The sequence below is a fragment of the Allobosea sp. genome (assembly GCF_035944895.1).
Taxonomy (GTDB): domain Bacteria; phylum Pseudomonadota; class Alphaproteobacteria; order Rhizobiales; family Beijerinckiaceae; genus Allobosea.
This window is the reverse complement of sequence record NZ_DASZAT010000005.1, coordinates 1145992-1165963: the sequence shown is the minus strand read 5'-3', so window position 1 is coordinate 1165963 and position 19972 is coordinate 1145992. Positions and strand designations below refer to the sequence as shown.

Genomic DNA, 19972 nt, shown 5'->3' with positions numbered 1-19972 from the left:
GAATCGCCGCAGGCTCGCATGTCCACCGCCGCCATCGAAGCGCTCGGCTTCTGCGCCGCCCTGCTCACCACCTTCTGCTGGCTGCCGCAGGCCTGGCAGACGATCCGCACCCGCGACACCAGCGGCATCTCATTGTGGACGCAGGCGCTGTTCGCCACCGGCATCGTGCTCTGGCTGATCTATGGCGTGCTGATCGCCTCCTGGCCGCTGATCGGCGCCAACACCGTGACACTCGCGCTGGTGCTGATCATCCTGACGATGAAGCTGCGCTACGGCTAACGACAGGCGGTCAGGCAGCCAAAAAAGCTCCGTCATTCCTGCCGCAGCGTAGCGGAGCGTCGGAATCCATCGTAGGGAACGGCGCTCTACGATGGATTCCGGAGCTGCGCGGCTGACGTCGCTTGTCCGGAATGACGGCCCAACTCCACCGGATGTCATCATGCCAGCTCTCAGCGCCGCCCATCTCCTGCCGATCGGCATGCTGATCGGCTCGAACGTGTTCATGACCTTCGCCTGGTACGGCCACCTCTCCTACAAGAGCACGGCGATCTGGCTGGCGATCCTGGCGAGCTGGATGATCGCGCTGCCGGAATACATGCTCGCCGTGCCGGCCAACCGGATCGGCTCCGGCGTCTATTCGGCGGCGGAGCTGAAGACGATGCAGGAGGTGATCACGCTCTGCGTCTTCGCCGGCTTCTCGGTGTTCTGGCTGAAGGAGCAATTGACCTGGAACCATGCGATCGGTTTTGCGCTGATCGCGGCCGGCGCCTTCTTCATCTTCCACGCCAAAGCCTGAGCGATGGCGCCGATCCCGCATTCCGGCCACCCCGCCGTCGAGGCCTATCTCGCCGACGGTTATGAGCGCGTCGTCGGCATGTCCTCCCGCTTTGCGGCTGCGGTCTGCGCGCGGCTGCTGCGATTGCAGACGGAGCAAGGCGTCTCCGGACCGATCGCCGAGATCGGCGCCTTCGAGGGGCGTTTCTTCATCGCGCTGGCGCATGCGCTCGAACCCGGCGAGATCGCTCTCGGCATCGACATCTTCGAATGGCCGAACCCCGAGGTGAAGGATCGCTTCGAGGCGAACTGCCTGAAGCACGGCATCGCGCCCGAGCGCCGCGTCACGATCAAGGCCGATGCCGGGGCGATGTCGCCGGCCGAACTGATCGGCCATGCCGGCGGCGACAAGCTGCGCTTCATCCATATCGATGGCGAGCATTCGCGCGCCGCCCTGAGCAAGGACCTTGCACTCGCCACCGCCTGCCTCGCCGAGGGCGGGCTGATCGTGCTCGACGACATGCTGCATCCGGGCTACCCGACCTTGATGGTCGCGGTGCAGGATTATCTTGCCGCCAACCCCGGCATCGTTCCGCTGTGCATCATCGACCGAGAGACCATTGTCGGCGCGACCAAGTTCGTGCTTTGCCAGCGCGACTGGTTCGAGCGTTATCAGGCGGTCATGCTGTCGGTCTTCAAGGAGCAGATCTGGCCGCTGGGCGCCGACTTCGAGCCACATTGGTGCCTCGTTCTGTCGCTCGATACGCGGCTCGCCGAGATCACCTGATTCTGCTCGGTTTCTCCCGAAGGATGCCTGCCTTGCTCAAGCCGATGACGCTCGCCCTTTGCCTTGCCACCCTGTCCGGCGCAGCCCTCGCCGGACCGACCTGCTCGCCGAGCGACGAGCGCGCCCGCATCCTCGCCTCGGCCTCGACCGGCAATCTGCATCGTGACTGGAAGGGCGGAAACCGGGTCGGCTATGGCTGGTCGCTGCAGGTCGACCGCAGCGTGCGCGACGCCGCCGGCACCGAATACTATGTCGGCGACCTCTACGACACGAACGGGCATCTTGCGACCCGCAAGGTCTTCGTCGTCGAGCGTGAGTGGGATTGCGGGCCGTGAGCCTCAGCGCGCTGCAGGTCTGACCCGCAGGATTTTGCCGTTAGAGTCGTCGCTGAGCAGATAGAGAAAGCCGTCCGGCCCTTGCCGGACGTCGCGGATGCGCTCGCCGAGATTGGTCAGCAGGCGCTCCTCCCCGGTGACCTTTTCGCCATCGGTCGAAAGCCGCGCCAGCAGCTGGCCGGCGAGCGCGCCGACGAAGAGCGAGTTCTTCCAGGCCGGCCACTTGTCGCCGGTATAGAAGGCGGCGCCCGACGGCGCGATCGACGGATCCCAATAGAACAACGGCTGCTCCATGCCGGGTTTCGACGTGCCTTCGCCGATCTTCACCCCGGTATAGTCGATGCCGTAGGTGATGACGGGCCAGCCATAGTTGAGGCCGGCCTTGGGCGTGTTGATCTCGTCGCCGCCGCGCGCGCCGTGCTCGGCCGTCCAGAGCTGGCCGGTCTGCGGGTTGAGAGCGGCGCCTTGCACGTTCCGGTGGCCGATCGACCAGATCTCCGGCTGCCAACCGGGCTTCTTCGGATTGTCGGCAGGGGTGCCACCCTCGGGCTTGATGCGCAGGATTTTGCCGAGATGGTTCTCCGGGTTCTGCGCCTGGTCGCGCTGGCTGTAGCGGTCGCCGACGGTGACGAAGAGCGCGCCGGTCCGGTCGAAGACCAGCCGCGAGCCGAAATGCATGTTGCTGGCGATCGTCGGCATCTGCCGGAAGACCACGCTGAGGCCCTCCAGCGCGTTGCCGTTGGCGCTCAACCTGGCACGGGCGACGCTGGTGCCGTTGCCGTTGGCGCGCGGCTCGGCGAAGGAGAGGTAGAGATAGCGATTCTGGGCGAAGTTCGGGTCGAGCACGACATCGAGCAGGCCGCCCTGCCCGCGCGCCACGACATTGGGAACGCCCGAGATCGGCGCCGAGAGCTTGCCGTCGGCGCCGACCAACCGCAGGCGGCCCGGCCGCTCGGTCACCAGCATGCGCCCATCCGGCAGGAAGGCGAGGCTCCAGGGATTCTCCAACCCGCTCGCCACCGTCTCGACAGCAAGCTCGCCGGCGCTGGACGGGTAGCGCTGCTGGGCCGCGGCCGGTGCTGCCGCGAGGGCCAGAACGAGGGCGATGAAAGCGAACCGCATGCAGAACTCCCAAACCAGTCGCGTAGCCTGCCGCCGCTTCATGACGGCAGCACGGCGCCAGCCCGTGCGAGACGGAGCGAGCGCTTCGGGAAGAATGCACGATTCAGGCGCTGGTTGCTTCGAGCTCACGCCGAAGTGAGACGATCTGCGAGGTTTCATCGAGCGCAACGTCGGCACTGGTGACGACCGAGCCGGCGGCGACGTCGCGCTTCAAAGCCACGCCATGTGCCAGCCCGATCGGCAGCGCCTTCGCCGCGCGGCTGGCGGCGGCCGGCATCAGCTTGCCGTAGACGGTGTAGCCGCCCTCCCCGTCCAGCATCTCACCTGCCTTGAGGTCGCGCTTGGCGGTCGCGACCGCATCGCCGCGCCAGCTTTTGGTCGTGCCGGTCGGCTCGCCGCGCAAGGCCGCGTTCAGCACCGAGAGCGAGAGCTCGAGCCCGATCAGGTGGAAGGGCTTGTACATCGCGGCATAGAGGCCGGTGGAATCGGTCGGCAAACCGTATTGCTTGAAACAGGCGGCGGCATAGGGGTTCGGCGCCTTCAGCACGACATAGACGCCCCAGCGCAGGTCGCGGAAGACCGGCCGCCCATCGCGCTCCAGCGAGGAGACGACTTCGACCATGCCGTCATGGTCGAGCTGGCCACCAACCGCCTTCGGCCGCAGGACATGGGCGAGATCGTCGACGCCACACGGCGGGAAGGCCAGCCCGTCCTCCGGCACGTCGAGCCCGCTGGCATTGGCGATCGCCGCCATCTCGATCGCCGATTTGGTGCCGTCGAGGAAGGAGTTGGACATTTGCGGGTTCATGCCGGCGGCCTTCGCCGCCTCCGGTGTCAGCCCGTAGTGGCCCCAGACCTCGTCCGGCGTGACGCGGTGATAGGCCGGCAGGTACTTGGTGCCCTTGCCGGCGGCCGCGACGGTGAAGCCGGTGGCTCTGGCCCAGTCGACCATCTCGGCGACGAGCGCCGGCTGGTCGCCATAGGCCATGGAATAGACCACGCCCGCCGCCTTCGCCTTGGCCGCCAGCACCGGTCCGACCAGCACATCGGCCTCGACATTGACCATGACGACATGGCGTCCGGCCGCAATCGCGGCGAGTGCATGGCGGGCGCCGGCGGCGGGGTGCCCGGTTGCCTCGATCACCACCTCGACGCCGTCCATCTCCGCCGCCGTGACGCCGCTATCGACGAAACGCGTGGCAGCGATGCGGGCCTCGTCCCAGCCGACGGTGCGGCAGGCATTCTTCGCCCGCTCGGGATCGAGATCGGCGATCGCCGCGACCTCCAGCCCCTCGATATGCGGCACCTGCGCCAGGAACATCGAGCCGAACTTGCCGGCGCCGATCAGGGCGCAGCGGACGGGGCGTCCGGCCTCGGCGCGGGCAGCGAGCTTGGGCATCAGGTTCATGGGCGGTGGTCCTTCAACGTCGATCCCAAGGGCGCGACCTACCCGTCATGCTCGCCCTTGTGGCGAGCATCCACGTCTTGAACGCCGCGCTGCGGAAAGGAAGACGTGGATGGTCGGGACAAGCCCGACCATGACGGAGGAGGTTAGCTCAAGAAGTGCTTCGGGCTCACTCCGGCTTCACGCCGGCGTCCTTGATGATCTTTTCCCAGGTCGCGATTTCCTGCTGGTGATAGGGCCGGAAGGCGGCGGGATCGCGGACCTTGAGGGTAAAGCCGAGCTTGAGGATCTGCTCGGCGATCGCCGGCTTGGCGAGCGAGGCCAGCACGGCCTTGGACAACGTGTCGAGGACCGGCGCCGGCGTCGCGGCGGGAGCGAAGAAGGCGGCCCAGCTATCAGCGTCGGCGTCGGTCACGCCCTGTTCGCGCAGGGTCGGGATATCCTTGGCGCGCGGATTGCGCTCCGGGCTCGCCAGCGCGATCGCCCTGAGCGTGCCGGCATTGATCTGCTCCAGCACGGACGGCAACGTCGAATTGGCAATGTCGATGCGCCCGCCGATGATCTCCTGCACCAGCGGCGCCGCGCCGCGGAACGGCACATGCGTCATCTTGATGCCGGTGCGCTGCATGAACAGCTCCATGGCGAGATGCGAGCCGGAGCCCACCCCGGTCGAGCCGTAGTTGAGCTTCCCCGGATCGGCCTTGGCGAGGGCGATCAGCTCCTTGATGTTTTTGGCCGGCAGGTCGTTGCGCACCACGAAGGCGTGCTCGAAGGCGCCGACGCCGGCGACCGGCGCGAAATCCTTGACCGCGTCATAGCCCGGCTCCTTCAGCAGGAACATGTTGTTCCCGTGCGTCTGGTTGTTGCCGAAGATGAAGGTGTGGCCGTCGGCCGCGCCATGCGCGACGGCGCGAGTGCCGACCGCGCCCGAGGCGCCGGCCCGGTTGTCGACGATGACGTTCTGGCCGATCGAGGTGGAAAGGTCCTGCGCGACGAAGCGCGCGATCGCGTCCGTCGGCCCGCCAGCGGGATAGGGCACGACCAGGGTGATCGGCTTCGACGGATAGCTCTGCGCCCGGACGATGGCCGGAGCGAAGACGGCGCCGGCAACGAGGCCGAGCGTGGAACGGCGGGTCAGCGACATGGATTTCCTCCCGGGAGCCCGCTTGGGAGACGGGCTTTCGCGGCAGGATTAGGGGCAACGTCCCAATTCGTCCAGCCGCCCGCGACTCATCGCACGCACAGCGTGGCGCTGTCGTGCCACTACTGCTAGGCTGGCGCCGATAGCCGTGCCTTGAGCGAGACTTTTCCGCTCCAATCTGCTCGCAACGCGCAGGTGACCCAATGGCGATCCGGCCCTTCATCCTCGAGCCGAACTACGACTCGTTCTTCGACCGCGCGGGAACAGGACAACCCGCGCAGCTTCGCATCAGGTTGAAGGTGACGCTCATTCCCCTCGACCCTTCGACAGCGTGGGCGAGAAGCCGCCATGCCTCCAACCTTCCGGGGGCGCCTGCGGGACCGCTCCCTCCGTCCCATCTGGCCGCGAGCGAGGCCGACTTCAAACGCGGCAGCGTCGTTGACGCCGGCGGCCAACCCGTGCCCTGCCGCAGCTGGCTCACCAGCGAATGGCAGGATTTCACCAAGCGCTTCAAGCAGATCGTCGAGACCGTCTGGAACAACCAGATGGTGTTTCTCCCGACAGAGAATGGAGACAGCCTGAGCGATGCCGACTTCTGGCAATTGATCGGCAATCCCAAGGTGCCGGCGCATGTCGCCGGTGTGCTCGAGATCGATCTGCAGCCGACCGGTGCGGGCAGCCATGCCATCATCGAGGTCGCGCATCTGGCCAATCCGGGCGCGAGTTTCCGGGATCGCATGACCCGCATCACCGACGAAAGCGTCCAGTTCGGGGAGCACAATTTCAGGGCGGGACGGGCACGCGGGATCGGCGGGAAGACCGGGCAGTTCGCGGCCGCGCACGAGGTCGGCCACTGGCTCCGCAACCCCGGATCAACAGTGTTCGACCACATCGATCGGTCCTATGCGCTCACCCTTCCCAGAGCTCAGCAGGACACTGCGCAATACGGCCGGACGCTCGGGCGATATTATTCGATCATGGGCGGCGGGACCGTCGTGACGGATCATGACGCCACGCCGTGGCTTTCGCGCCTGCGCCGGCAGACCCCGATGAAGCTCGGCTGGATGTATGTGCACAGGATCCATTTCCGCCGCAGCATGAACGAAGTGTCCGCGCGTCAGAAGCGGCTGCTGCTGGCTGCGGGCTTCCTGCCCAAGCTTCTGCAGCCGGGACAGGTTCCCTAACTCAGCTAAGCGGAGAACCCCGCCCGCTTCAGGCGCTGCACCGCGACGTCCAGCGCCTGCAGGAAGGCCGAGCGGTCCTTCTGCGAGAACGGCTTCGGGCCGCCGCTGACGCTGCCCATGGCGCGCAGGTCTTCCATCATGTCGCGTGTCGCCAGCGCCATGCCGATCGAAGCTTCGGTGAAGGGCTTGCCGGTCGGGCCGATCACGTCCGCACCAGCCTTGATGCAGCGATCGGCCAGCGGGATGTCAGCGGTGATGACGATCGCGCCACGGCCGGCGCGCTCGGCGATCCAGTCATCGGCCGCATCGAAATTGCCGGGCACGACGACGCGCTCGATCCAGGGCTCGCGCGGCACCTGCATGAAGCTGTTGGCGACGACGAAGACCTTGAGCCTATGCCGCTCGGCGACGCGATAGACCTCCGGCTTCACCGGGCAGGCGTCGGCGTCGATATAGATCGCGATGATGTTGGCGGGAGCGTCCATGGCGCCGGCATCGCAGCCGCGCGGCCCCTGCGCAAGCCTTTATGCCGGCCTTATGCGCCGAAGTGCCTTCCGCATGGCGGCCTTATCGGGGCCGGACCTACATCATCGGCATCGATGGAGGTCGATATGTCGATGAACACTTCCCTGTTCCGCACCAGCCAGCAGCGCCGCGCCCGCGCCGTCTATGACAGCGTCGCCAGCCGCCGCCCGATCGTCGGAATCCTTTGCGCCGAGATGGTTGCGCTCGCCGTGTTCGCACTGGCCGCCGCAGCCTTCATCGGCCTGCGCGCCTGGTTCGCCCTGCCGAACTGAGAGCGCCATCATGGGACAATCCAAGCCGCTGCAGCCGCTCACCGGCGAGAGCCATCTCTTCCTGGTCGGCCAGTCGAGCCACGGCTTCTGGGTCGCGCGCGACCTTGAGGGCCGCAGCGAGGGCATCTTTCGCAACCAGAAGGAGGCGGTGCGCTTCGCCCTCTCCGAGGGCGGCCATCCCAATGCCGTGTTGATCTCCCCGAACGGAGTCGAGCCGAGCTATGGCATGGGCGTCCATTGAGGGCATGCCCACCAGCGACAAGGCGGGCCGCGACCTCGACAGGGCGCTGCTCGCCATTTTCCTGGAGGCTGCCGGCGCGCTGATCGATCAGCTCGTCGAGGTCGGCATCACCGACCCCGCCGACATCGCCCGCCGCCTCAACCGGCGCGGCTTTCCCTGCTTCGGGCGGCCGCGCTGGAATGTCGTCGCAGTGGCGACGGTGCGGCGTCGGCGCGAGCGCCTGCGCGAGGCCGCCTGAGCCGGGGCGGCCTTCTGCCATTCCTGTCGTTTCTGGCCGATATCAAGCACTGTCGCTTGCAGTGCTGGGCCCGGGGGCCTAAACCACGCCCCGCGCCCGCGACGGGCGCCATTGTTCTCCCGGAGATCTGGATCATGGCTTTCCTTGCCGACGCCCTGAAGCGCGTGAAGCCGTCTGCGACCATCACCATCACGCAGAAGGCGCGCGACCTGAAAGCGCAGGGCAAGGACGTGATCTCGCTCTCCGTCGGCGAGCCCGATTTCGACACGCCGGACAATATCAAGGAAGCGGCGATCGCCGCCATCCGCCGCGGCGAGACGAAGTACACGCCGGTCGCCGGCATCCCGCAGCTGCGCGAGGCGATCACCCGCAAGCTGAAGCGCGAGAACGGCCTCGACTACAAGGCCAGCCAGACCATCGTCGGCACCGGCGGCAAGCACGTCATCTACAACGCCCTGCTCGCCACGCTGAACCCCGGCGATGAAGTCATCTGCGTCGCGCCGTACTGGGTCAGCTATCCCGAGATGGTCGCACTCTGCGGGGGCACGCCGACCTTCTGCGAGGCGCGCCTCGAGAACAACTTCAAGCTCCAGCCGGCCGATCTCGAAGCCGCGATCACGCCGAAGACCAAGTGGCTGATCCTGAACTCGCCGTCGAACCCGTCGGGCGCCGCCTACACGCACGCCGAGATGAAGGCGCTGACCGACGTGCTGATGCGCCATCCGCATGTCTGGATCCTCACCGACGACATGTACGAGCACCTGGTCTATGGCGACTTCAAGTTCGTCACCCCGGCGCAGGTCGAGCCCGGCCTGTACGAGCGGACGCTGACCATGAACGGCGTCTCGAAGTCCTATGCCATGACCGGCTGGCGCATCGGCTACGCTGCGGGCCCGCAGCACCTGATCAACGCCATGGACCTCGTCCAGGGCCAGCAGACCTCGGGCACCTCGGCGATCTCGCAATGGGCCGCGGTCGAGGCGCTCGACGGCACGCAGGAGCACATCCCGGTGTTCAAGAAGGCGTTCGAGCGCCGGCGCGACCTCGTCGTCTCCATGCTGAACCAGACCCGCGGCCTGAAGTGCCCGACGCCGGAAGGCGCCTTCTACGTCTATCCGGACTGCTCGGAGCTGATCGGCAAGACGCTGCCGAACGGCAAGAAGATCGAGACCGACGAAGACCTGGTCATGGGCCTCCTGGAGAACGAGGCAGTCGCGGCCGTGCACGGCTCCTCCTTCGGCCTCGGCCCGAACTTCCGCATCTCCTACGCCACCTCGGACGAGAAGCTGGAAGAGGCCTGCCGCCGCATCCAGCGCTTCTGCGCCGAGCTGCGCTGAGATTGGACAGAGGCCGGCGGCTCGTCTGCCGGCCTCGCCCTGATCCGCGATGACACTCGAAGACCAGCGCGCCCTGATGCTGTCGGGGCGCATGTATGACGATCTCACGATCGAGCTGATCGCGGCGCGGGCGCGGGCCGTCACCCTGACCGACGCCTATAATCGCAGCCTCGGCCAGCCGCAGGCCGAGCGCGAGGCGCTGCTGCGCGCCGTCCTGCGCGAGGTCGGCCCCGGCGCCCATTTCGAGCCGAATCTCCGCTGCGAGTTCGGCTTCAACATCTCGATCGGCCGCAGCTTCTACGCCAATTTCGACTGCGTCATGCTCGACGGCGCGCCGATCACCATAGGCGACCACGTCCTGCTCGGCCCTCGCGTCGGCATCTATACCGCCAACCACGCCATCGACCCCGCCGAGCGCGTCGCCGGTGGCTGCTATGCCAGGCCGGTGACGATCGGCAACCGGGTCTGGGTCGGCGGCGGCGTCCAGATCAACCAGGGCGTCACCATCGGCGACGACGCCATCATCGGCGCCGGCAGCGTGGTGACGCGCGATGTTCCGGCCGGGGTGATCGCGGCCGGCGTGCCCTGCAAGGTGCTGCGCGCGATCACAGAGGCGGACAGGACCGGGTTTCGCTCGACGCGTGCCTGAGCATGGCCGGTGTTTCCGGACCTCGTGAATTGCAGCGGCCCATGCCTTGGGAGTATCGCTCAAGCATGAATCGCCGTGCGCTCCTGCTGCTCGCCGCCTTATTCTCGCTATCGGTGCGCGCCGAGGCGCAGACGGCGCTGCCCTCTCTCTCAGTCAGCGAGGCGCATGAGGCGGCAAAGGCCGGCAAGCTCGTCCTCGTCGACATCCGCACGCCCGATGAATGGGCCGATACCGGCGTGCCGGAGGGCGCGATCAAGCTCGACATGACCGGCAGCGCCTTCGAGGTCAGGCTGGCAGCGCTGAAGCTCGACCATCCCGGCAAGCCGATCGCGCTGATCTGCCGGACCGGCAATCGGACCTCTACCTTGCAGAAGACGCTCGCCGGACGCGGCTGGACGAATCTGGTCGACGTCCGCGGCGGCCTGCTTGGCAACCCCAGGGACAAGGGCTGGCTGGCGGAAGGCCTGCCGGTGACGGTGCCGTAGGCTCCTTCTCCCCTCGGGGGAGAAGGTCCGGCAGGGGATGAGGGCCGTGTGACTGGGTGAGACGAAAAAGGGCCGCTGACGCGACCCTTCCCTCATCCGTCAGCGCTTCGCGCTGCCACCTTCTCCCCCGAGGGGAGAAGGATTCAGGAGGTCCGGCCTTCTCTCCCGCGTAATCCGCTCCGCCTGCTCGCGCCGCCACCTCGCGATTCGAGCATGATCACCGGAAAGCAGCGCCTCGGGCAGGCCCCTGCCCTCCCATTCGCGTGGGCGGGTGTAGTGGGGGTATTCGAGCAGGCCGTTCTCGAAGCTCTCCTCGGTGCCGGAGGCTTCCTTGCCCATCACACCGGGAATCAGGCGCACGCAGGCGTCGAGCAGCACCATGGCGGCCATCTCGCCGCCGGAGAGAATGTAGTCGCCGACCGAAACCTCGGTCAGGCCGCGGCCCTCGATCACGCGCTCGTCGACGCCCTCGAAGCGGCCGCAGACGATGACGACGCCCTCGCCGGCGACATAGTCCCGCACCATGCGCTGGCTGAGCGGCCGGCCGCGCGGGGACATCAGCAGGCGCGGGCGGGCATCATCAGCCGGAACCGCGGCATCGATCGCCGCCGCCAGCACGTCGCAACGCAGCACCATGCCGGCGCCGCCGCCGGCCGGCGTGTCGTCGACATTGCGATGACGGCCGATGCCATGCTCGCGGATCTGGTGCGCCTCCAGCGACCAGAGGCCGGTACGCAAGCCCTCGCCGGCCAGCGAGGCGCCGAGCGGGCCGGGGAACATCTCGGGATAGAGGGTCAGGACCGAGGCGCGAAATGCCATCGCTCAAGCAAAGCGCAGCGCCGGATGCCCGTCCAGCCTCGCATAGTCATCGACGCTGGCGATGACGTTGTCGAAAGCGGTGAAGGCCGCGGCCGGCAGCATGGTCAGCACCGCGACAGCGCGCATGCCGGCGCGGCGGGCCGCCTCGACGCCGTTCGGCGCATCCTCGAAGACGATGCAGTCGGCAGGGGCAACGCCCATGCGCTCGGCCGCCGCCAGGAACATGTCGGGATGCGGCTTGCCGGGATAGCCCTGGCTCGGCGAGACGATGGTGGCGAAGCGTTGGCGCAGGGACAGCGTATCGAGGATCAGGGCGATGTTCGGCGGGGCGGCGGCGGTACCGACCGCCATCGGGACCGAATGATCGCGCGCCCGGTCGAGCAGGTCGATCAGTCCGCCGAGCGGCTTGACCAGCGGGCCGTAGACCTCGCGGTAGAGCTCTTCCTTCTCCTCGCCGAGCCGGTCGAGCTCGGCGGCGTCGGCGCCGGGGAAATGCGGGCCGATGATGTCGGAGATCGCCATGCCGGCGGTGCGTGCCGAGAAGGTCGCACGCTCGAAGGGCAGGCCGTATTTGCGGTACCAGACCTCCCAGGCGTCGTCATGGTAGCGCATATTGTCGACGATGGTGCCGTCCATGTCGAAGATCAGGCCCTTGGCCGGCGTCTCAGGCAGCATCGTCATCCTCGAACAGACCGGCGGGAGGCAGGGCCTCGATGCGCTTGGCCGCGATGTCGATGCGCGGCGCGTAGGCCTTGGTAAACGGCATCAGCACCGAGCGGCCATCCGGCGTCTCGATGTCGATGAGGTCGCCGGCGCCGTAGTTGGCGACGGCGGTGACAGTTCCGAGAGTGGCGCCATCCGGCCCGATGACGCTGCAGCCGACGAGGTCGGCTTGCAGGAACTCGTCCTCGTCCTCGGGCGCCGGCAGGCGCGAGCGCTCGATATGGAGCTTCACGCCGTTCAGGAGCTCGGCCGCCTCGCGGCTGGTCACGCCCTTGAGCCGGGCGACGACCACTTCCTTGGCGGGGCGGATGTCGGCGATCTCGAAGCGCCGGCCCTTCTCGTCGACGAGCGGGCCGTATTCGGCGAGCGCCAGCGGATCGGCCGTGAAGGTCTTGATCCGGACCTCGCCGCGCACGCCATGCGGCGCGCCGACGATGCCGAGCAGGACGAGGTCATCGCTCATCGATTGCCCTTCCGGGACAGACCGTCAGACCGCAAGGCTACAACGCCTCTCCAGTTCGTCATGCTCGCCCTTGTGGCGAGCATCCACGTCTCGAACACCGCGTTGCATCGGGAAAGACGTGGATGGTCGGGACAAGCCCGACCATGACGGGAGAGGCTCACGCAGCTCACTCAGCCGCGGGGGCCGCGGCCTTCTCGGCCTTCTTCTCGGCGCGCTCCTTGGCCTTGTCGCCGGGAACAGCCTGGTTCGGGTTGTTGCGGGCCGGGCGCTTGGACACGCCGGCAGCGTCGAGGAAGCGCAGGACGCGGTCGGTCGGCTGGGCGCCCTTGGCGAGCCAGGCCTTGGCCTTCTCGAGGTCGAGCACGACGCGCTCCGGCGAGTCCTTGGCCTTCATCGGATCGTAGGCGCCGATCTTCTCGATGAAGCGGCCATCGCGCGGCGAGCGGGCGTCGGCGACGACGATGCGGTAGTACGGGCGCTTCTTGGCGCCGCCACGGGTCAGGCGGATCTTGAGGGACATGGGTCTTCTTCCTTTGGGTGAGTGGTAAAACTACTTCTTCTTGAACGGGTTGTTGCCGAGGCCGGGCATGCCGCCGAGGCCGGGCAATTTCGGCATCATGCCGGCGGGCGGGGTGACGCCCTTGGGCAGACCGGGGAAGCCGCCCGGAGGCAGCGAAGGCAGGCCGCCGCCGGCGCCGAGCTGCTTCTGCAGTTCAGCGAGCTGGGCCGGATCCATCTTCGAGGGGTCGGGCATGCCGGCCGGCATGCCACCGCCGCCGAGCCCGAACATGCTGCCGAGCTTGCCGAGCATGCCGCCCTTCTGGCGGGCCATCTGCTTCATCATGTCCGCCATCTGGCGGTGCATCTTGAGCAGCTTGTTGATCGCCTCGGGCGAGGTGCCGGAGCCGGCGGCGATGCGCTTCTTGCGGCTGTTCTTGAGCAGGTCGGGGTTCTTGCGCTCGGCCGCCGTCATCGAATTGATGATCGCGATCTGCCGGGCGATGACCTTGTCGTCCATCTTGGCGTTGGCGATCTGGTTCTTCATCTGCGCCATGCCGGGCAGCATGCCCATCAGCCCGCCGAGACCGCCCATCTTCTCCATCTGCTGGAGCTGGGTGCGCAGGTCGCCGAGATCGAAATTGCCTTTGGCGAGACGCTGGGCCAGCGCCTGCGCCTTGTCGGCATCGACGGTGGCCGCCGCCTTCTCGACCAGGCCGACGATATCGCCCATGCCGAGGATGCGGTTGGCGACGCGCGAGGGATGGAAGTCCTCGAGCGCATCGGTCTTCTCGCCGGTGCCGACGAGCTTGATCGGCTTGCCGGTGACGGCGCGCATCGAGAGCGCGGCGCCGCCACGGCCATCGCCGTCCATGCGGGTCAGCACGATGCCGGTCAGGCCGACGCGGCTGTCGAAGGCACGCGCCGTGTTGACCGCGTCCTGGCCGGTCAGCGCGTCGGCGACGAGCAGGACTTCATGGGGATTGGTCGCCGCCTTGACCTCGGCGACCTCGGCCATCAGCGCCTCGTCGAGCGTGACGCGGCCGGCGGTGTCGAGCATGACGACGTCGTAGCCGCCGAGCTTGCCGGCCTCGACGGCGCGCCGCGCGATCTGCACGGCGCTCTGGCCGGCGACGATCGGCAGCGTCTCGACACCGACCTGCTTGCCGAGGATGGCGAGCTGCTCCATCGCGGCCGGGCGGCGCGTATCGAGCGAGGCCATCAGGACCTTCTTCTTGTCCCGGTCGGTCAGGCGTTTGGCGATCTTGGCCGTGGAGGTCGTCTTACCGGAGCCCTGCAGACCGACCATCAGGATCGGCACCGGCGGCACGGCATCGAAGGTGATGCCCTCGCCGTCGCCGCCGAGCGTGTCGATCAGGACGTCGTTGACGATCTTGATGACCTGCTGGCCAGGCGTGACCGACTTCAGCACCTCGGCGCCGACGGCGCGCTCGCGCACCTTGTCGGTGAAAGAGCGGACGACCTCGAGCGCGACGTCGGCTTCGAGCAACGCCCGGCGCACCTCGCGCAGCGCGGCGTTGACGTCGTCCTCGGTCAGCGCGCCCCTGCGGGTCAGGCCCGAGAGGATGCCGGAGAGTTTTTCGCTCAGCGTGCCGAACATGCGGTCCTGCTTTGCCTGGCCTCAAGAAGTCGACACCACCTACGCTATCCGCCAAACGGTTTCGCGCCCGAGGGCGCAGACGCGCTGTCGGGCGTTGACCTCCGGGCTCATGGCAGCTCAGCGAGCGGCCCGGTCGGCGGATGAGGTTTCGGCGATGTCGGCGAAACGAATGCGCGCGTTAAAGCGGACAAATGCGGCGAAAGTCAAGCTCGCGCACGAAACGAGAGCCCGCCTTACGCCTGCGTCGTCAGCAGATTGGCGTCCCGGGAGAGCCGCCAACGCCCGTCCGCTCCCTTGCGCAGGATGGTCAGCGTCCAGCCGGAGCGGCGGGTGGCCTTGCCGTCCGGCGCGGTCGCCGTCATCTCGATCTGGTTGCGCAGATAGGCGATGTCGCCGAGCACTGCGAGCTCATGGATGTCGCTGCGGCCCTCGATCGTCATCATCCCCATACCCTTGAGCGCGGCGGCGAAGGCCTCCTTGCCGAAGGGTTCGGCGCCCAGAACCATGAAGACGACGTCGTCGCTCATCAGGCCAAGTACGGTCTCGGCGTCGCCCGCCTTGGTCGCGCTCATCCAGGTCTCGACGAGCTCACGGATCGCCTGTTCGTCATCGCTCATGGGCTTTTCTCCCGGCGGAGGCTGCGCTAAGCGCGCCCGACTTTCCCAGCCCAGGCTCATCGGGCGACAGCAAACGCCGAGATCGATCGCATGACAAGACATTCGGGTGCAGCCCTCCTGATCGCCCTGCTTCTGGCCGGCTGCGCCGGCGCACAGCGCGAAACCGCGGCGCCGAGCGCGCGCAGGCAGGAGCGCCTCGCCGCGGTGAAAGCCGACCCGGCCGAGGCGCTGCGCATCCTCAACGCCTATCGCGCCGGCAAGGGTCTCGGCCCAGTTCGACTCGATTCGACGCTGACCGCGATGGCTCAGCGTCAGTCCGATGCGATGGCGGCCAGCGACGATCTCTCCCATGGCGCCGCCGGCAGCTTCAATTCCCGGGTCAACGCCGCCGGCCTCGACACGGTGCGCGCCGCCGAAAATCTCGGCGCCGGCTATTACTCGACGCAAGAGGCCTTCGACGGATGGAAGAAGTCGTCCGGCCACGAGGCCAACCTCTCCATGCCGCAGGCGACGCGCATCGGCCTCGCGCTGGCGAAGAACCCGCAGACCCGCTACGGCGCCTGGTGGACCCTGGTGCTCGCCGGCGAGCCGGAGAAGCGGCAGGAGATGTCTGCCGGACCGCTGGTGCCCGTGCGCGGCAGCGGAACGACGACCTTTCGCTGGGGTGCGCCGCTCTAAACCGGCACAAACATCGACAAATGCGCGGCGCCATCGGCGCCGCCGATTTGAGATGGGATTTGAGAACGATGAAGACGAATATTGCCTGTGCCGGGATCGCGCTGTTCCTGCTCTCCGGCGCAACCGGCGCCTTCGCCCAGAGCTGCGAGAAGACCTTCGCGGCGGGCGGCGAGCCCTTCCTGACCGGGATCAATTATCGCGCCTCCGGCATCGTCAAGGCCGCTCCGGCCAAGGCGCTCAACGGGCTGAAGCGCGGCATGGCCGCGGAAGGCTTTTCGAACGTCACGGTCGACCAGGAGGAAGGGACCGTGACGGGCTTCAAGGACGGCGCCGGTTCGGGCCGGCTGCAGCGCCTTCAGGGAACCGCGCGCAAGGCCGGCAACGGGAGCATCGTCGAGATTTTCTACCAACTCCAGAACGGCCAGGTCTCCGACGAAGCCTTCATCCGCACCGCCTTCTGCCGCATCATCAACGGCGCCGGCCGCTGAAGCGGCCCGACATTCGGCGGCGTCCGAGCGCCGCCGAATTTTCCGCTTTACAAGCGCCCTGCTCTGGTGATGGCTCTGGTTTTTAGCGGAGCCTTCACATCATGACCTTCGAAGCCTGGGCTGCCTTCGCCGCGGCCACCGCCGTCCTCCTCGTCATTCCCGGCCCGACCATCCTGCTGGTGATCTCCTATGCCCTAGGCCAGGGCTGGCGCACCGCCTTGCCGATGGCGGTCGGCGTCGCGCTCGGCGACTTCACCGCGATGACCCTGTCCATGCTCGGCGTCGGCGCGTTGCTGGCGACCTCGGCTGCGATCTTCACCGCGCTGAAGTGGGCCGGCGCGGCCTATCTGATCTATCTCGGCGTCAAGCTCTTCCGCGCCGGTGGCAGCCTGAATGCCGAGCCACGCCGGGATGCGAGCTCGGCGCTGAAGATGCTCGGCCACGCCTGGCTGGTGACGGCGCTGAACCCGAAGAGCATCACCTTCTTCGTCGCCTTCCTGCCGCAGTTCCTCGACCCCCGGGCCGACTTCTGGACGCAGATGCTGATCTTCGAGGCGACCTTCATCACCCTCGCCTTCGCCAACGCCTTCGGCTACGCGCTGATCGCCTCGCGCGCCCGCGCCCTCGTCGGCAATCCCCGCGCGATCGGCCTGTTCAACAAGGCCGGCGGCACGCTGCTGATCGGCGCCGGCATCGCCACCGTCGCGGTGCGCTCCGGCAGCAATTGAGGAATCACGCATGAGCGGACGCGACGCGGATACGCTCGGCTTCTACGCGGCCGAGGCTGAAGTCTATGCCGGGCGCGCCCGCGAACTCGGCGAGGCGCGGCTGCGACGCTTCGCCGGGCAACTGCCCGCCAGGGGCAAGGCGCTCGAGCTCGGCTGCGGCGGCGGGCAGGACAGCGAAGCCCTGCTCGCGCTCGGCCTCGACGTCAGCCCGACCGACGGCTCGCCCGAACTCGCCGCTGAGGCGCAAAAGCGGCTCGGCCGGCCGGTCTCGGTGCTGCTGTTCGAGGATCTCGTGGCGGATGCTGCCTTCGATGGCGTCTGGGCCAATGCCTGCCTGCTGCATGTCCCGCGCCCCGCCCTGCCCGGCATCGTCGCGAGGGTGCATCGGGCGTTGCGGCCGGGCGGTGTCTTCTATGCCAGCTACAAGGCCGGCGAAGCGGAAGGCCGCGACCGCTTCGGCCGCTATTACAATTATCCGGACGCCGCGTGGCTGCGTACGGCCTATGGCGAGGGCCGCTGGAGCCGCATCGATATCGAGGAGGATCAGGGCGGCGGTTACGACCAGGAGCCGACACGCTGGCTGCACGCGACGGCGATCAAGTTGTCTTGAAGCGACAGGCGCGGCCTTGACGCCGCGCGGTCCGCGCACAACCTGACTATGCCATGACACGCCGCAAGCTCCTGCGCCTCCTCGGCATCCCCGCCCTTCTCGGCTCCTCCGGCTTCGCCTGGGCCTCCTATGCGCGCTCGCGCAACCCCTATTATCAGGGTCCGGTCAGCGACCATTTCGACGGCCTGATCTTCACGGACGGCCGGCCCGTCACCAAGGGTTTGACCGATGTGCTGCGCTGGCAGTTCTCGAAGCGCGAGCGCGAGGTCTTCCCGGCGCACTACGAAGCGCCCCCGCAGGACAAGCCGCCTGCGCGCGTCGAAGGCTTGCGCGTCGTCCATCTCGGCCACGCCTCCTTCCTCTACCAGGTCGCCGGCCTCAACATCCTGGTCGATCCGGTCTTTTCCGAACGCGCCAGTCCGTTCTCCTTCTTCGGGCCGAAGCGGGTGAACGCGCCGGGCGTCGCCTTCGCCGACCTGCCGAAGATCGATATCGTGCTGGTCACGCACAATCATTACGACCATCTCGACGTCGAAACGCTGGCTCTGGTCCATGCCCGCGACAACCCGCGCATGATCATGCCGCTCGGCAACGACGTGATCGTCAAGGCGCGCGAGGCGAGCATGCAGGCCGAGGCGCATGACTGGGGCACGCGGCTCGAATTATCGGACAAGGTCGCGACCACGCTTGTGCCGAGCTATCACTGGTCGGCGCGTGGCGCCTTCGACCGGCGCATGGCGCTGTGGTGTTCCTTCGTGATCGAGACGCCGGCCGGCAAGCTCTTCCATATCGGCGACACCGGCTATCATGACGGCTCGCTCTACGAACAGCTCGGTCAAGAGCACGGCCCGTTCCGGCTGGCGGCGCTGCCGATCGGCGCCTATGAGCCGCGCTGGTTCATGAGCGACAACCACATGAACCCGGAAGAGGCGGTCAAGGTGATGCGCTCATTGCGGGCCGAGCAGGCGCTCGGCCATCACTGGGGCACCTTCCAGCTTACCGACGAAGGCGTCACCCGCCCGCCCGAGGCGCTCACGATCGCGCTGGAAAAGGCCGGGTTGCCCGAGGAGCGCTTCCGGCCGATGCGGCCTGGGCTGGTGTGGGAGGCGTGAGGAGCGCCTGCTCCCGAAAAAACACTCCGTCATTCCGGCCGCAGCGAAGCGGAGCGCCGGAATCCATCATAGGGAACTGCGCTCTCCGATGGCTTCCGGAACTGTGCGGCTACGCCGCTTGTCCGGAATGACCGCAGCCTTTCCGCTAATCTATTTCGGCTGGACGTAGACGTTGATCTCGAGGTTCGGGTCGCCCGCGTCCTTGAGATCGCTGACATACTCCTCGAGGAAGGCGTCCTTAACGACGATGTTCTTGGCCTCGAGATAGGCCGTGATCGTCTCATAGGTCGAATCGATATCGTCATAGGGCGCGGTGTGGACGAAGCGCAGGGCTCGGCCGACCGGTGACTGCCCATTGCGCACGCCATTCGCCAGCGGCGCGGCCGCCGCCTTGTCGACCGGCAGCATCGCCTCGAATTTGAAGCCGTTGTCATCGGTCTCGACGAAGAGGCTTAAGGGGCGCCCGGCGACCTTGAGCCCGGCCTTGTCGGCCTCCGCCCGCAGGAGAGCGATGGTCTCACCCAGCTTCTGGAAACCCTGGTCCCAGCTCGCCTGCCCAGCGAATAACAATACGGGCTTGGCCGTCAGCTGAATCTCATCGACATCGGAGGGGTCGCCCTTCTTGCCGGCGAGCGTCGCATTCGAGTCGGGCGTGCCGGTCTGCTGTTGCTGCACAGGCGGGGCCGGCTGCGGGCTGGGCAGGGTCGGCGGCGGCTGGACGGGCTGCGGCTCGGCCGGCGCCTGGGGAGCTGGCTGCACCGGCTGCGGCGTCACGGGTGATTGCGGCGCCGGCGCCGGCTGCACCGGCTGCGGCTCGGCCTGGGCCGGCTGGTTGCCCTGGTTCTGGGTCGGCACTTGCTGGGCCGGCTGGGCATTCTGTACCGGCGTCGCCGTTCCCGGCGGAGCCGCGAGCGGCGTGCTCTCCACGGCAGTCGGCGGCGCCACGCGCGTCTGCGCGGCGGCCGGATAGGCAAAGGCGAGCGCAAGTAAGAGCGCGCTGAAACTCGACTGCCGCATACCCGAATATCCCGAGCTGACACGATCGATTCGCGCCGTGCCGCAAGCTACGATGATCCCGTTACGGCAGGAAGATCGCGAAGGGTGGCAATTTTTCGGCATC

27 protein-coding genes are annotated in these 19972 nt (G+C 67.5%); 16 read left to right on the top strand and 11 right to left on the bottom strand.

Annotation, left to right across the window (positions count from 1 at the left end):
* The first annotated feature begins 18 nt into the window (after positions 1-18).
* The 4 genes from VGV58_RS07880 (at position 19) to VGV58_RS07865 (ending at position 1896) form a co-directional block, all read left to right on the top strand.
* A complete protein-coding gene (locus VGV58_RS07880) occupies positions 19-279 on the top strand; it encodes a SemiSWEET family sugar transporter (RefSeq protein WP_326873414.1) in 261 nt (86 codons plus the stop codon).
* Between the two features lie 160 nt (positions 280-439).
* The gene (locus VGV58_RS07875; RefSeq protein ID WP_326873413.1) at positions 440-796 is read left to right on the top strand and encodes a DMT family protein; all 357 of its coding nucleotides are present in this window, start codon (positions 440-442) and stop codon (positions 794-796) included.
* Positions 797-799: 3 nt separating this feature from the next.
* The gene (locus VGV58_RS07870; protein WP_326873412.1) at positions 800-1561 is read left to right on the top strand and encodes a class I SAM-dependent methyltransferase; all 762 of its coding nucleotides are present in this window, start codon (positions 800-802) and stop codon (positions 1559-1561) included.
* A gap of 32 nt (positions 1562-1593) precedes the next feature.
* Positions 1594-1896, top strand: coding sequence for a hypothetical protein (locus VGV58_RS07865; RefSeq protein ID WP_326873411.1), 303 nt, complete (start codon positions 1594-1596; stop codon positions 1894-1896).
* Positions 1897-1899: 3 nt separating this feature from the next.
* Here the strand turns inward: VGV58_RS07865 and VGV58_RS07860 are convergent, their stop codons facing one another.
* The 3 genes from VGV58_RS07860 to VGV58_RS07850 all read right to left on the bottom strand — a co-directional run bounded on the left by VGV58_RS07860 (position 1900) and on the right by VGV58_RS07850 (position 5567).
* On the bottom strand, positions 1900-3018 hold the full coding sequence (locus tag VGV58_RS07860; RefSeq protein WP_326873410.1) for a PQQ-dependent sugar dehydrogenase: 1119 nt from the start codon (positions 3016-3018) through the stop codon (positions 1900-1902).
* Between the two features lie 103 nt (positions 3019-3121).
* Complete coding sequence (locus tag VGV58_RS07855) at positions 3122-4426, bottom strand: NAD(P)H-dependent oxidoreductase (protein ID WP_326873409.1); 1305 nt, start codon at positions 4424-4426, stop codon at positions 3122-3124.
* A 166-nt stretch (positions 4427-4592) separates the two neighbouring features.
* A complete protein-coding gene (locus VGV58_RS07850) occupies positions 4593-5567 on the bottom strand; it encodes a Bug family tripartite tricarboxylate transporter substrate binding protein (protein WP_326873408.1) in 975 nt (324 codons plus the stop codon).
* Between the two features lie 200 nt (positions 5568-5767).
* Between VGV58_RS07850 and VGV58_RS07845 the strand changes: the two genes are divergently transcribed.
* On the top strand, positions 5768-6748 hold the full coding sequence (locus VGV58_RS07845; RefSeq protein WP_326873407.1) for a hypothetical protein: 981 nt from the start codon (positions 5768-5770) through the stop codon (positions 6746-6748).
* A gap of 5 nt (positions 6749-6753) precedes the next feature.
* Here VGV58_RS07845 and VGV58_RS07840 read toward each other — a convergent pair whose 3' ends face one another.
* Positions 6754-7233: a YaiI/YqxD family protein gene (locus VGV58_RS07840; protein WP_326873406.1), complete on the bottom strand. Its 480-nt coding sequence runs from the start codon at positions 7231-7233 to the stop codon at positions 6754-6756.
* Between the two features lie 126 nt (positions 7234-7359).
* On the opposite strand from VGV58_RS07840, the gene VGV58_RS07835 reads away from it, so the two are divergent.
* The 6 genes from VGV58_RS07835 to VGV58_RS07810 all read left to right on the top strand — a co-directional run bounded on the left by VGV58_RS07835 (position 7360) and on the right by VGV58_RS07810 (position 10495).
* The gene (locus tag VGV58_RS07835) at positions 7360-7545 is read left to right on the top strand and encodes a hypothetical protein (RefSeq protein ID WP_326873405.1); all 186 of its coding nucleotides are present in this window, start codon (positions 7360-7362) and stop codon (positions 7543-7545) included.
* Positions 7546-7555: 10 nt separating this feature from the next.
* Positions 7556-7786 carry a hypothetical protein gene (locus VGV58_RS07830; RefSeq protein ID WP_326873404.1) on the top strand — a complete coding sequence of 77 codons (231 nt, stop codon included), beginning with the start codon at positions 7556-7558 and terminating at the stop codon, positions 7784-7786.
* Between the two features lie 4 nt (positions 7787-7790).
* Complete coding sequence (locus VGV58_RS07825; RefSeq protein WP_326873403.1) at positions 7791-8024, top strand: hypothetical protein; 234 nt, start codon at positions 7791-7793, stop codon at positions 8022-8024.
* A 134-nt stretch (positions 8025-8158) separates the two neighbouring features.
* Entirely contained in the window at positions 8159-9361 is a 1203-nt protein-coding gene (locus VGV58_RS07820) for a pyridoxal phosphate-dependent aminotransferase (protein ID WP_326873402.1), read from the top strand.
* 49 nt (positions 9362-9410) lie between these two features.
* The gene (locus VGV58_RS07815) at positions 9411-10010 is read left to right on the top strand and encodes a sugar O-acetyltransferase (protein ID WP_326873401.1); all 600 of its coding nucleotides are present in this window, start codon (positions 9411-9413) and stop codon (positions 10008-10010) included.
* Between the two features lie 65 nt (positions 10011-10075).
* Positions 10076-10495: a rhodanese-like domain-containing protein gene (locus tag VGV58_RS07810; RefSeq protein ID WP_326873400.1), complete on the top strand. Its 420-nt coding sequence runs from the start codon at positions 10076-10078 to the stop codon at positions 10493-10495.
* Positions 10496-10594: 99 nt separating this feature from the next.
* On the opposite strand, the gene trmD is transcribed toward VGV58_RS07810, so the two are convergent.
* The 6 genes from trmD to VGV58_RS07780 all read right to left on the bottom strand — a co-directional run bounded on the left by trmD (position 10595) and on the right by VGV58_RS07780 (position 15236).
* Positions 10595-11314: a tRNA (guanosine(37)-N1)-methyltransferase TrmD gene (gene trmD / locus VGV58_RS07805; RefSeq protein ID WP_326873399.1), complete on the bottom strand. Its 720-nt coding sequence runs from the start codon at positions 11312-11314 to the stop codon at positions 10595-10597.
* A gap of 3 nt (positions 11315-11317) precedes the next feature.
* Positions 11318-11995 carry an HAD family hydrolase gene (locus VGV58_RS07800; protein ID WP_326873398.1) on the bottom strand — a complete coding sequence of 226 codons (678 nt, stop codon included), beginning with the start codon at positions 11993-11995 and terminating at the stop codon, positions 11318-11320.
* Positions 11979-12500, bottom strand: a complete 522-nt coding sequence (rimM, locus tag VGV58_RS07795) for a ribosome maturation factor RimM (protein WP_326873397.1) — start codon at positions 12498-12500, stop codon at positions 11979-11981. The genes VGV58_RS07800 and rimM overlap by 17 nt, the downstream gene beginning before the upstream one ends.
* A 166-nt stretch (positions 12501-12666) precedes the next feature.
* Positions 12667-13020, bottom strand: a complete 354-nt coding sequence (gene rpsP / locus VGV58_RS07790) for a 30S ribosomal protein S16 (RefSeq protein ID WP_326873396.1) — start codon at positions 13018-13020, stop codon at positions 12667-12669.
* A gap of 30 nt (positions 13021-13050) precedes the next feature.
* Positions 13051-14619: a signal recognition particle protein gene (gene ffh / locus VGV58_RS07785; protein ID WP_326873395.1), complete on the bottom strand. Its 1569-nt coding sequence runs from the start codon at positions 14617-14619 to the stop codon at positions 13051-13053.
* 233 nt (positions 14620-14852) lie between these two features.
* On the bottom strand, positions 14853-15236 hold the full coding sequence (locus VGV58_RS07780; RefSeq protein ID WP_326873394.1) for a YybH family protein: 384 nt from the start codon (positions 15234-15236) through the stop codon (positions 14853-14855).
* Between the two features lie 90 nt (positions 15237-15326).
* On the opposite strand from VGV58_RS07780, the gene VGV58_RS07775 reads away from it, so the two are divergent.
* The 5 genes from VGV58_RS07775 to VGV58_RS07755 all read left to right on the top strand — a co-directional run bounded on the left by VGV58_RS07775 (position 15327) and on the right by VGV58_RS07755 (position 18852).
* Complete coding sequence (locus VGV58_RS07775) at positions 15327-15914, top strand: CAP domain-containing protein (protein WP_326873393.1); 588 nt, start codon at positions 15327-15329, stop codon at positions 15912-15914.
* Positions 15915-15982: 68 nt separating this feature from the next.
* A complete protein-coding gene (locus VGV58_RS07770; RefSeq protein WP_326873392.1) occupies positions 15983-16402 on the top strand; it encodes a hypothetical protein in 420 nt (139 codons plus the stop codon).
* Between the two features lie 101 nt (positions 16403-16503).
* On the top strand, positions 16504-17130 hold the full coding sequence (locus tag VGV58_RS07765; RefSeq protein WP_326873391.1) for a LysE family translocator: 627 nt from the start codon (positions 16504-16506) through the stop codon (positions 17128-17130).
* A gap of 10 nt (positions 17131-17140) precedes the next feature.
* Positions 17141-17740 (top strand): class I SAM-dependent methyltransferase, encoded by a 600-nt coding sequence (locus tag VGV58_RS07760; protein ID WP_326873390.1) that lies wholly within the window; start codon positions 17141-17143, stop codon positions 17738-17740.
* Between the two features lie 53 nt (positions 17741-17793).
* Positions 17794-18852 (top strand): MBL fold metallo-hydrolase, encoded by a 1059-nt coding sequence (locus VGV58_RS07755; RefSeq protein WP_326873389.1) that lies wholly within the window; start codon positions 17794-17796, stop codon positions 18850-18852.
* 150 nt (positions 18853-19002) lie between these two features.
* Here VGV58_RS07755 and VGV58_RS07750 read toward each other — a convergent pair whose 3' ends face one another.
* Positions 19003-19869 carry a GyrI-like domain-containing protein gene (locus tag VGV58_RS07750; protein ID WP_326873388.1) on the bottom strand — a complete coding sequence of 289 codons (867 nt, stop codon included), beginning with the start codon at positions 19867-19869 and terminating at the stop codon, positions 19003-19005.
* Positions 19870-19972: the final 103 nt, after the last annotated feature.

Bases quoted from the DNA above. Each gene is read 5' to 3' on its own strand.
- VGV58_RS07760 (WP_326873390.1), top strand. From the start codon at position 17,141: ATGAGCGGACGCGACGCGGATACGCTCGGCTTCTACGCGGCCGAGGCT.
- VGV58_RS07750 (WP_326873388.1), bottom strand. From the start codon at position 19,869: ATGCGGCAGTCGAGTTTCAGCGCGCTCTTACTTGCGCTCGCCTTTGCC.
- VGV58_RS07830 (WP_326873404.1), top strand. From the start codon at position 7,556: ATGGGACAATCCAAGCCGCTGCAGCCGCTCACCGGCGAGAGCCATCTC.
- VGV58_RS07765 (WP_326873391.1), top strand. From the start codon at position 16,504: ATGACCTTCGAAGCCTGGGCTGCCTTCGCCGCGGCCACCGCCGTCCTC.
- VGV58_RS07820 (WP_326873402.1), top strand. From the start codon at position 8,159: ATGGCTTTCCTTGCCGACGCCCTGAAGCGCGTGAAGCCGTCTGCGACC.
- VGV58_RS07840 (WP_326873406.1), bottom strand. From the start codon at position 7,233: ATGGACGCTCCCGCCAACATCATCGCGATCTATATCGACGCCGACGCC.
- VGV58_RS07770 (WP_326873392.1), top strand. From the start codon at position 15,983: ATGAAGACGAATATTGCCTGTGCCGGGATCGCGCTGTTCCTGCTCTCC.
- VGV58_RS07850 (WP_326873408.1), bottom strand. From the start codon at position 5,567: ATGTCGCTGACCCGCCGTTCCACGCTCGGCCTCGTTGCCGGCGCCGTC.
- VGV58_RS07800 (WP_326873398.1), bottom strand. From the start codon at position 11,995: ATGACGATGCTGCCTGAGACGCCGGCCAAGGGCCTGATCTTCGACATG.
- VGV58_RS07870 (WP_326873412.1), top strand. From the start codon at position 800: ATGGCGCCGATCCCGCATTCCGGCCACCCCGCCGTCGAGGCCTATCTC.
- VGV58_RS07780 (WP_326873394.1), bottom strand. From the start codon at position 15,236: ATGAGCGATGACGAACAGGCGATCCGTGAGCTCGTCGAGACCTGGATG.
- VGV58_RS07875 (WP_326873413.1), top strand. From the start codon at position 440: ATGCCAGCTCTCAGCGCCGCCCATCTCCTGCCGATCGGCATGCTGATC.
- VGV58_RS07855 (WP_326873409.1), bottom strand. From the start codon at position 4,426: ATGAACCTGATGCCCAAGCTCGCTGCCCGCGCCGAGGCCGGACGCCCC.
- rpsP (WP_326873396.1), bottom strand. From the start codon at position 13,020: ATGTCCCTCAAGATCCGCCTGACCCGTGGCGGCGCCAAGAAGCGCCCG.
- VGV58_RS07860 (WP_326873410.1), bottom strand. From the start codon at position 3,018: ATGCGGTTCGCTTTCATCGCCCTCGTTCTGGCCCTCGCGGCAGCACCG.
- VGV58_RS07810 (WP_326873400.1), top strand. From the start codon at position 10,076: ATGAATCGCCGTGCGCTCCTGCTGCTCGCCGCCTTATTCTCGCTATCG.
- ffh (WP_326873395.1), bottom strand. From the start codon at position 14,619: ATGTTCGGCACGCTGAGCGAAAAACTCTCCGGCATCCTCTCGGGCCTG.
- VGV58_RS07755 (WP_326873389.1), top strand. From the start codon at position 17,794: ATGACACGCCGCAAGCTCCTGCGCCTCCTCGGCATCCCCGCCCTTCTC.
- VGV58_RS07825 (WP_326873403.1), top strand. From the start codon at position 7,791: ATGCCCACCAGCGACAAGGCGGGCCGCGACCTCGACAGGGCGCTGCTC.
- VGV58_RS07775 (WP_326873393.1), top strand. From the start codon at position 15,327: ATGACAAGACATTCGGGTGCAGCCCTCCTGATCGCCCTGCTTCTGGCC.
- trmD (WP_326873399.1), bottom strand. From the start codon at position 11,314: ATGGCATTTCGCGCCTCGGTCCTGACCCTCTATCCCGAGATGTTCCCC.
- VGV58_RS07845 (WP_326873407.1), top strand. From the start codon at position 5,768: ATGGCGATCCGGCCCTTCATCCTCGAGCCGAACTACGACTCGTTCTTC.
- VGV58_RS07815 (WP_326873401.1), top strand. From the start codon at position 9,411: ATGACACTCGAAGACCAGCGCGCCCTGATGCTGTCGGGGCGCATGTAT.
- VGV58_RS07835 (WP_326873405.1), top strand. From the start codon at position 7,360: ATGTCGATGAACACTTCCCTGTTCCGCACCAGCCAGCAGCGCCGCGCC.
- rimM (WP_326873397.1), bottom strand. From the start codon at position 12,500: ATGAGCGATGACCTCGTCCTGCTCGGCATCGTCGGCGCGCCGCATGGC.
- VGV58_RS07880 (WP_326873414.1), top strand. From the start codon at position 19: ATGTCCACCGCCGCCATCGAAGCGCTCGGCTTCTGCGCCGCCCTGCTC.